This window comes from Acinetobacter sp. CFCC 10889 (genome assembly GCF_003268395.1).
Taxonomy (GTDB): Bacteria; Pseudomonadota; Gammaproteobacteria; order Pseudomonadales; family Moraxellaceae; genus Acinetobacter.
Genome location: NZ_LQXQ01000084.1, coordinates 1 through 10,580 on the forward strand (window position 1 = coordinate 1; position 10,580 = coordinate 10,580).

General features: G+C 38.1%; 8 protein-coding genes. 4 read left to right on the forward strand and 4 right to left on the reverse strand.

Features of this window, described 5'->3' with window-relative positions; all coding sequences use genetic code 11:
* Positions 1-194: 194 nt before the first annotated feature.
* A complete protein-coding gene (locus AVJ19_RS19355; RefSeq protein ID WP_111861215.1) occupies positions 195-881 on the reverse strand; it encodes a response regulator in 687 nt (228 codons plus the stop codon).
* A gap of 26 nt (positions 882-907) precedes the next feature.
* Positions 908-2,554 carry a sensor histidine kinase efflux regulator BaeS gene (gene baeS / locus AVJ19_RS19360; RefSeq protein ID WP_111861222.1) on the reverse strand — a complete coding sequence of 549 codons (1,647 nt, stop codon included), beginning with the start codon at positions 2,552-2,554 and terminating at the stop codon, positions 908-910.
* 136 nt (positions 2,555-2,690) lie between these two features.
* Here baeS and AVJ19_RS19365 point away from each other — a divergent pair, with 136 nt between their 5' ends.
* The 4 genes from AVJ19_RS19365 to AVJ19_RS19380 all read left to right on the forward strand — a co-directional run bounded on the left by AVJ19_RS19365 (position 2,691) and on the right by AVJ19_RS19380 (position 9,658).
* On the forward strand, positions 2,691-3,326 hold the full coding sequence (locus AVJ19_RS19365; RefSeq protein WP_111861216.1) for a hypothetical protein: 636 nt from the start codon (positions 2,691-2,693) through the stop codon (positions 3,324-3,326).
* A 226-nt stretch (positions 3,327-3,552) separates the two neighbouring features.
* Complete coding sequence (locus AVJ19_RS19370; protein WP_111861217.1) at positions 3,553-5,499, forward strand: hypothetical protein; 1,947 nt, start codon at positions 3,553-3,555, stop codon at positions 5,497-5,499.
* A 382-nt stretch (positions 5,500-5,881) separates the two neighbouring features.
* Entirely contained in the window at positions 5,882-7,684 is a 1,803-nt protein-coding gene (locus AVJ19_RS19375; RefSeq protein ID WP_111861218.1) for an acyl-CoA dehydrogenase C-terminal domain-containing protein, read from the forward strand.
* 192 nt (positions 7,685-7,876) lie between these two features.
* Positions 7,877-9,658, forward strand: a complete 1,782-nt coding sequence (locus AVJ19_RS19380) for an acyl-CoA dehydrogenase C-terminal domain-containing protein (RefSeq protein ID WP_111861219.1) — start codon at positions 7,877-7,879, stop codon at positions 9,656-9,658.
* Positions 9,659-9,708: 50 nt separating this feature from the next.
* On the opposite strand, the gene AVJ19_RS19385 is transcribed toward AVJ19_RS19380, so the two are convergent.
* Positions 9,709-10,083, reverse strand: a complete 375-nt coding sequence (locus AVJ19_RS19385) for a hypothetical protein (RefSeq protein WP_111861220.1) — start codon at positions 10,081-10,083, stop codon at positions 9,709-9,711.
* A 2-nt stretch (positions 10,084-10,085) separates the two neighbouring features.
* Positions 10,086-10,580, reverse strand: a 495-nt coding sequence (locus AVJ19_RS19390) for a hypothetical protein (protein WP_228203410.1), incomplete at its 5' end; no start/stop codon positions are given.

Genomic DNA, 10,580 nt, shown 5'->3' on the forward strand with positions numbered 1-10,580 from the left:
ATATTATTAAAGGATATGTCATTTAAAATGTATCAAAATCAAATACGATTTAAAATATTTAAAAATTATTTTTCATCAAGTACAGATTGAATCTGATCGTTTATTTTTTAATATACCTTATCAACAGTTATACCCAATATCTGTGGATAAACCTGTGTTTATCCACAAATCATGTTTCAATTTGTAACTTTTTTTTAATCTTCTGGGTATTCAAAACGATAGCCTACACCATATACAGCTTGTACCCATTCATGACGATTTCCTGTTTCTGCTGCTTCTGAAATTTTACGACGTAAGTTTTTGATATGACTATCAATAACACGATCCGCCACATCAAAACTGTCAGGATTAATATGGTCTAAAAGTTGCGCACGAGAATACACTTGCCCCACATGTTCCAAAAATAACTCCAATAAGCGGAATTCAGTTGGTGTTAAATTCAACGATTTTTGTTGATACCAAATACGTTGTTGTGCTTTATCCATACGAAATAAATTATTTTCTTCAGGTTCAGCTTTGCGTTCTAAACGGCGTAATACCGCTTGCACTCGTGCCACCAACTCTTTCGGGCTAAATGGTTTACAGACATAATCATCTGCACCCATATTTAACCCCAACACACGGTCAATTTCTTCTGTACGTGCTGTCACCATAATAATCGGTAAATCTGACTGTTCACGTACTTTACGGCAAATGGTCAAACCGTCCATACGTGGCACCATCAAGTCTAAAATCATGAGACTGGGTTTACGTTGCAAAAAGCTGTCATAGGCTTCTTGCCCATCATGAAACATACTGACTTCTAAGCCTGCTGCTTCTAGATAGTCTCGCACCAATTGCGCAAGTTCCACTTCATCTTCGACAAGCATAATATGCTTCATGTTGTATTTTCCTTTTAACACTTTGTTTATTTTGGGAAAGTTAATTTACAACGCAAACCACCCAATGGAGAATGCTCAAAACTCAACTTACCACCTAAGGCTTGGGCAATTTTACCTGACAATGCCAAACCTAAACCTGTACCACCTGTGCTACGTGTCCGAGAATCATCCACTCGATAAAAACGCTCACCCAATTTTGCCAATTGCTCATCACTTAAACCGAGTGGACTATCATCCACATAGATCGTCCAACTTTGAGCATCTTGTACAGTATGAATCTGCACTTCACCACCTGCTTCGGTATAACGAATGCTATTGCCCAACAAGTTCACCATAATTTGTTTAAAGCGGTCTATGTCTAATTGTAATTTTGCACCTTCACCACTGACCTGAATGGCTAAATTTGCTTGTTCAAACTTCGGTTTAAAATTTTCCACTTCTTGTAAAACCACATGCCAAGGATCAACTTCAGCAAAATAACACGTCAATTGCTGTGCCTCTGCTTGTGCTAAATCAGCCAAGTCTTGGGTTAATTTTTTCAAACTGGTCACTTGACGCAACATCGAATCAAAATGTTCAGGGGTCGGTTTACGGATACCATCTTGCATTGCTTCAATTTGTGCCTGTAATACGGCTAAAGGTGTTTTTAATTCATGTGAAGTATCTGCAACCCATTGACGACGTGAATGTTCATGCTGATCTAAAATTATTGCCAATTGGTTAATTTCTTTCGATAAATCACCTAACTCATCATTTCGCTTCACCACAACTTGATGTTGATAATTGCCTTTAGTCAACTCACGTGTTGCATTGAGCAAACGCTGAATTGGCTTTTTAAAATAAGTCGCTAATAATAATGCAGCAACCAAACTTGCAATCACAGACAAAATATAAATCAACAATAAAAAGCGCTTTTGATTACTAAAGAAATTAATACTTAAAGCATCATCCTGATCTAAAACAGGTTTTAAGCCCAAATATCCCACCACTTGATCTTTGACAATAATGGGACGAAATGACACTTGATCTTCGGAAGGTTCACCAATGATAAATTGATGTTGTGCATCATATAAAGATAAACGAGAACTTAAACCTAGACGATCAGGCATAGAAATAAAACGCTTTTTACCTTCTTGTTTTAAAGATGATACTGAGGTCTGGCTTTTATTATTCTTTTCAGGTGGTTTAAAAAAGTTTTGATTAGCACTTAAAGGAAATTTTAAACCCTCAAAAGGTTGATAAGCTGAGGGTAAATTTTCCTGTAACATTTGCAATTCTTCAGGGTCAAGCTTGCTTTGATTCATACCTGAATCTTGGCTAATCTGACTGACTAAAGTATGTTCTTTAAAATAACGTTGCTGCAAAGCGATATCATACTGACGTCTCAGCCACCAACGTGACAATTTGTCATAATCATCAGGTGCTGCCTGCCCTTCAATCTGTAAAATTTGTGCTTGAACTGCATTGCCCCAGTCATGATACAAACCATATACGCCTGCTAAGTTTTCAATCAAATGATCGAGTTTTTGCATCTCTACATCTGCGACATATTTAGCGAAATTTTTCTGCATCGTCCAATGCAAAACACCTAAACTGACTGTGGTAATCACTAAAGTTGTGAGTAACACGGTCAAAAATAAGCGTAATGCAATGGGGACTCGGCGTATGTTCAAATTAACTCTCACACATTTTTTCTCTATTACGCATTGTAACCAACCCTATTGGAAAATACTCTCCATTGTTTCTACATCATTATTATTTAATCTTTAAGCATTGAAAAATAGTGAAAAGATCATTGGAGCAACCACAATGAAAGCCAACACAAAAATCGCACTCGTTACTGTAAGCATTCTCAGTATGGGGGCATTAACTGCCTGCCAATCGACAACATCTCCAAAACCTGAACAAGATGGACGCATGATGGGACATCATAAACATGACCGTCACATGAGTCCTGAACAACGTGAACAGTTCAAGCAAATGCGTGCTGAACGCCAAGCTTTTCATGAACAAATTCAAAAAGCCTGTGATAGTAAAACAGTCGGTCAAACTGCCCAAGTCAAAGCAGGAGAAAAAACTGTAGATGGCACTTGTAATATGGTATTCAAAGCAGATCGTAAAGCATTACGTGAACTTAAAGGTGATTTTCGCCAAGATCAAGGTCGTATGATGCATGATCGCTCAGGTCATCATCGTGGTGATCGTCATATGCAACAGATGAGCGAAGAACAACGTGCTCAACTACAACAGCAACGTGAACAAAAACGTGCCGAACGCCAAGCACAATGGGAAACTATGCAAAAAGCCTGCGCAGGACAAACAAATGGTAAGACTATTCAAGTCAAAATTGGTGAAAAAACCATTGATGGGACATGCTTTGTAAAATTCCAAGCGCAAAAGCCTGTCACAACACAAGCGATAACGACTGAAGCCAAAGCATCTTAATTTAAGAAATAACACATATAAAATCGCCTTTCGGGGCGATTTTTTATTGCCAAAAATATAGCTTAATCAACATAGTATTCACAAAAAATACCAAACATTCACCAACTCTACTTCTCATTTGAGGAATAGATTTCAACTTTGCTTTGCCTAATATAAATACTGAAAACTAAATGAAATAGTTCAATCATTCTGATCATACGAACATTAAAATATTCAGGGGAAAATAATGAAATTTAAAATCAGTGCCTTAGCTTGCTCTATACTCTGCGTCACTTCACTTGTCGCTTGTGGCGGTACAGATGACATCATTGATGCCATTGTCGATAAAGTGCTTCCACCTATGCCTGAAGAAACGATTGTCAGCGCAGACTTACTACAAGGACGAGTTGCTATTCCATTACAATTTGTTGATGCCAAAACAGGAGAAATCATACAAGATCAAGTGATCATCAAAGCACAAGATGACCTTGCTCAATCGAATGTCTATGAAGAACCAAGTGATCAAGATAGTACCGCAGGTTATGGCTACGTATATCTCAAAGCAGATGCTGTAAAAAATGCGTCTCCAAGTAAACCTGTAAAACTACGTGTGATCTTGTCCTCAGAAAACTACTTTGGCACAAGCGTAGATATTATTTATACAGGCACAGCCCTTCTTCCTCAAAAAATTAGCTTAGTGAATAAAGCTGCCCCACCTGCGGGTGTTGCTGTTGCCTTACAAAAAGAAGTAAAAGCGGATGCTACAGGTAAGTTACTTAAAGACATACAACTGACTGCTCGAACAACAGATGTTGCATCAAAAAATGCTGCTGCAAGTTTTAATTTACCAGCAAATACCATCTTAAAAGATGAAAAAGGACAAGCGCTGACGGGTGATCTACAAGTGAGCATTGGTTATTTTAGCCCTAAAGCTGAAAATATTGGTGCAATATTCCCTGGCGGATTAAATCCAGATCAAGTTAAAATCTTTGAAAATAATCAATGGAAATTTGAACAGGGCTATTTTATTACAGCAGGTCTTATGGCTGTAGATATTATAGATAGTCAAGGACGTAAAGCACATTTACTGAGCAATGGTCAAGGTACAATGACCATCCAAGCACCTGCTGGCTTACTCAACCCTGAAACCAATTTACCGATTAAAGATGGTGATACCATTCCTGTATGGAGTCATAGTGAAAGTACAGGATTATGGCAAAAAGAGTTAGTTGGAACATTTAAACAAAATGCGCAAGCTAACTTTGATGTGAGCTATCAAGTCTCTCACTTATCGTTTTGGAATTTAGATTGGCACTTTAATCAGATTTGCCCATCCATTCTTCCAATTGGCTTTAATAAAGCCTTTACAACGAATCCATTTATAACAATAGAAATTGATGTTGAAAATTATGGAGTCTATAAAGTTATTAACATACGGAATTCACAGGAATTAACAGGCTTAAATAGTGTTCCAAAAAATCAAGCAGTAACCTTTAGGGTCAAACAAAATAATAAAGTTATCGGACAAGGCTACAAAGCAGCAAATTCTTGTAATAGTGTTCAAATTAACATTACTGAGCAACTATTACCTCCACGAGAGGTTCCAACACAAGTGTATATCACTGCACCAAAAAGCTTTACTAAAACAGAACTTTCCACACTTTTAAATAATATTAGCTCCCTCTCCAATGCCGAAAAAACAGCGATTTTAAAGCTCACACATCCATCAAATCCAAACACTAAATTTACCATTAACCAAGATACTTTAAAAAAATTCATGGATTTAGGTGTTGATGTTAAAGAAATTGGTTTGATTCAAGCAGTATTGAGCATAAAAGTTCAAGTCAGTGGATATTTTTGGGGGCTTGATAATTTTCAAAACATTTATAATTCATCCATAAATCAAGGAAACATGACCTTATTTGATGCACCTGATCAAGACTTCAATTTTAAGGCACCAATAACAGTAAGCTATAACTCGTTTGATTGGGCAACTCAAGAAGTAACCTCTCATTCATATAAAAAAAATTATGCTCAATTGAATGGTTTTACTAAAAATGCTCAAGGTTCTTACCAAAGCACTTATATTCCACTCAAAAATGCAGTCACTATTAAAAAAACAGACACCCAAGCCACAATTATTTTTGAAGATATTTCAGCATTACAGCAGATCATGAAAGACATTAAAAAATAGTTTTTGCTTATCTCTAACAATATATGAGTGGTTTTACTGAGTGAAAACCAACTCATTTTTTTGAATCTTGCAACAGATTTCATGATTTTTTAAATTTTATAGACTTGTCATTGGTTATTTTGACAAAATAGAATTGGAAATATCTTTTTACGATTTTGACTATTTGTTAACTTATTTTCATCATAAAACTGTTTACACTCAATACACTTACATTATTTAAACTATTTTTCTTTGACTTTACAGTCACAGAGAAATAACCATGAAATACTTGTACGTGTCTATAAGATGTTGCACGATGTACCAGAACAAATATGTGTCAGTGAAGACACATTGTATTTATCAAGATTATAAATCTGGTTTAACCAGTATTGAGGAACCCGATATGCCACAATACAAAGCGCCCTTACGTGATATGCACTTCGTTTTGCATGAATTATTAAATGCTGAAGAACATTACGCGAAACTCCCTGCATTTTCTGACACAGTAAGCCGTGAATTGATTGATCAATATTTAGAAGCTGGCGCGGATTTCTGTGAAAATGAATTATCTCCATTGAACCAAATCGGTGACCGTGAAGGTTGTACCTGGAACGATGGCGTTGTAACCACACCTACGGGCTTTAAAGCAGCTTATGACAAATATGTAGAGCTAGGCTTCCCTTCTCTTTCTGTACCTGAAGAACATGGCGGTCAAGGCTTACCTGGCTCTTTGGCAACCGCTATTTCTGAAATGGTCGGTTCTGCAAACTGGGCATGGGGTATGTATCCAGGTCTTTCTCATGGCGCAGTACGTACCATTGAGCATCACGGTTCTGCTGAACAAAAAGCAACGTATTTACCGAAACTTGTTTCAGGTGAATGGACAGGTACCATGTGCTTAACAGAATCTCATGCAGGTTCTGACTTGGGTATTATCCGTTCTAAAGCTGAACCACAAGCAGACGGCAGTTTTGCAATCTCTGGCGAGAAAATCTTTATCTCTGCTGGTGAACACGATATGGCAGAGAACATTGTTCACATCGTTCTTGCTCGTCTTCCTGGTGCGCCTAAAGGTACTAAAGGGATCTCTTTATTCATTGTTCCAAAATTCAATGTCAATGCTGATGGTTCTATTGCAGACCGTAATGGCGTACGTTGTGGTTCGATTGAACACAAAATGGGGATTCACGGAAATGCAACGTGTGTGATCAACTTTGATAACGCAAAAGGTTTCTTGATTGGACCTGAAAACCGTGGTTTACACTGCATGTTCACATTCATGAATACTGCACGTATCGGTACTGCTGTTCAAGGTTTGACTGCATCTGAATCATCTTTCCAAGGTGCTTTGGCTTATGCAAAAGACCGTTTGGCAATGCGTTCACTTTCAGGTCCTAAAGCACCTGAAAAAGAAGCAGATCCAATTATCGTTCACCCTGCTGTACGTAACATGTTGATGACACAAAAAGCGTATGCTGAAGGTGGCCGTGCACTGGTTTACTTCCTTTCTCAATACGCTGACGTTGTTGAACAAGGCGCAACTGAAGAAGAACGTAAATTTGCTGACAACATCTTGTCTCTACTTACACCGATTGCAAAAGCATTCTTGACTGAAACAGGTTCAGAATCTGCGAAACACGGCGTACAAGTATTCGGTGGTCACGGCTTTATTTCTGAGCATGGTATGGAGCAAATCGTACGTGATACACGTATCTCTTGCTTATACGAAGGTACAACTGAAATTCAAGCACTTGATTTGTTAGGTCGTAAAGTTTTGGGTACTCAAGGTGCAATGTTGAAAGACTTCACTAAGATCATCCACAAATTCATCGAAGCAAACAAAGACAATGCTGAATTAGCTCAGTTCCTTGAGCCACTTGCTGCGCTGAATAAAGAATGGGGCGACTTAACCATGCAAATCGGCATGAAAGCAATGCAAAACCCTGATGAAGTTGGTGCTGCTGCGGTAGATTACCTATACTTCTCTGGTTATGTAACGCTTGCATTCCTATGGGCACGTATGGCACTTGTTGCACAACAGAAATTGGCTGAAGGTTCAACTGAAACTGGTTTCTACAATGCAAAAATCAAAACAGCTCAATTCTACTTCAAGAAAATCTTACCACGCGTTCGTTCACACGTTGACGTGATCGCAGGTGGCTTAGATCCATTGATGGCATTGGATGCTGAAGACTTTGCATTCTAATTTGACTGTCTAAACAGTCAGCTAAAAAACTGTACTCAAGAGTGCAGAAATAGAGAAAGGACGGTCATAGCATTCACCGTCCTTTTTCTTTATAAATAACCACTATTCAACTTAGGTCCCCTAACAACATTCACAAATGTTGCTTAAACTGATCTGAGTTAACAGATTCAAACAATAAACAGGTGAACCCACATGCCAATTTATAATGCGCCACTTGCAGATATGAAATTCATTTTGAATGATGTTTTCAATGCAGAACAATTCTGGCAATCAAATGAAAAGCTTGCTCATGTTGATTCAGCAACGGCTGAAGCAATTTTGGAAGAAATGGCGAAATTTGCCCAAAATGTCACTCTGCCTTTGAACCGTACTGGTGATGAAGAAGGTGCGCATTATGAAAATGGTAAAGTGACCACACCTGCAGGCTTCAAAGAAGCATTTAAACAATACGCTGAAGGCGGTTGGATTGGTCTAGGTGCAGATGAGGAATGGGGCGGTCAGGCAATGCCTAAGATGCTGACTGTACTTGCTGACGAAATGTTATTTGCAACCAACCCATCATTCATGCTCTACCCGCTTCTTTCTGTGGGTGCAGGTATGGCGTTAAACAGCTATGCATCTCAAGAGCAAAAAGAAACCTATTTACCGAAAATGTATACAGGTGAATGGTCAGGTACCATGTGTTTGACTGAACCTCATGCAGGTACAGATTTAGGCATTATCAAAACTAAAGCTGAACCAAATGCAGATGGTACGTACAACATCACAGGGACAAAAATCTTCATCACAGGTGGTGATCACGATCTTTCTGAAAACATCATTCACCTTGTTTTAGCGAAAACACCTGATGCACCTGCGGGTTCACGTGGTATTTCACTCTTCATCGTGCCGAAATTCATTGTCAATGCTGACGGTTCTTTAGGCGAACGCAATACTGCTGGTCCGGGTTCAATCGAACACAAAATGGGGATCAAAGCGTCTGCAACATGTGTGATGAACTTTGATGCAGCCAAAGGTTATCTTGTAGGTAAAGAAAATCATGGTCTTGCAGCAATGTTCGTGATGATGAACTATGAACGTTTGTCTATGGGGATCCAAGGTCTAGGCGCTTCTGAATATGCATATCAAAATGCTGCTCAATATGCGACAGATCGTTTACAAGGTCGTAGCGCGCAAGGCGTTCAATCACCAAGCAAACCTGCGGACAGCATCCTAGTACATGGTGATGTACGTCGTATGTTGCTTAATGCTCGTGCGAACAATGAAGCTTCTCGTGCATTTGCAGTTTATGTCGGTCAACAATTAGACATTACTAAATTCTCTACAGATCCTGAAGCAGTCGCTGCTGCCAATAACCGTGTTGCACTACTCACACCAATTGCAAAAGCCTATTTAACTGATACAGCATTTAATGCAGCAATTGATGCGCAAATGGTCTTCGGTGGTCACGGCTTTATCCGTGAATGGGGTATGGAGCAATGTGTACGTGATTTACGTATTGCACAAATCTATGAAGGCACCAACGGCGTTCAGTCACAAGATTTAATTGGTCGTAAAACCATTAAATGTAATGGTGAATTCATTGCTGAATATATCGCTGAAATCCGTGATTTTGCCAATGATCTAGACTCAGATTTGAATTTCATCAAAGACGCAACTTTAGACGTTGCGACTGAAATTGAAGTCGTAACACAGCGTATTATTGAACGTGCGCAAGAAAATGCCGATTTCTCAAATGCTGTTGCTGTAGATTACTTACATGCTGTGGGCTTACTCAGCTTCACGTATATGTTTGCTCGTATTGCCAAAGCAGCAAAAGCCAAAGAAGGTCAATTCTACCAAGACAAATTGACATTGACGCATTACTTCATTCAACGTGTATTGCCTGAATTAAGTTCTCGCGTTGCGAAGATTAAATCTGGTGCAGAAGTGATTATGAGCTTTAGCGAAGATTACTTTACCAATCAAGCTTAAGTTTTAAGCTCAATAAAAAACGCTCGATAATTCGGGCGTTTTTTATTTAATCATCTATTTTTATGTTTAGGTTCTTCATAAAAAGAATCAATTTTCAACCAATTGAATATATAAGCATTTAAAATCATATAAGCAATAACAAAAATATCGACCAAAAAACAAATTAAAAAAGCATAACGATCATAAAAATGCAAATCATCATAACTCAACCAAAGTCCAAAATTTAAAACCCCAATAACGATTAAAAGAAATATCTCACCACCAAAAAAGTGTGAGCATTGATAACGGCAAAAATCGCCTTTTACCATCGCTTTCAAATTATCAAAATTCCAAAAAATCATACTCAACCAAGTCATTAATATGAAAGTTTCAAAAATTCTCAATATACCGATCAAGACATAATAAATAACCTGCATCACATCCATATTTAATACTCTTTCGAGCCATCAGGACTCACTTTAAAAATCTCAGGCAATTCGGCATGTTCAGTAAAAGCATCACCCTTAAAGGTATTTACAACTTCTATTTTACCGATAATCTGTTGATTAAATTCATCCAATCGCTCCGCAGGAATCCACATTTCCTGACAAAAATCATCACCCACAGTATGTACTTCAAATTGCGCTAAATACTCATCTGCCAACTCAAAACGTGTGACATAACCAATGTAACCACTCGCTTGATCTTTGGTATTCCAATCTAATGCAATCTTTTCAGCATATTTTTGATTTAAAACAGGATAAAAAATGGGTTGCCAATATAAACGTGGAGGAAATGCTTGAAAATCTGTACTTTCGATTAAACGATATTCAAATAATCCAATTGGGCGATATAAATACATAGTTGTCGTTGTCCTTATGTGAGTTTCTAATTGATTCTGCACTAAATGAAATGGGAAGTTGTGGGATGAAGCGGGATGGAA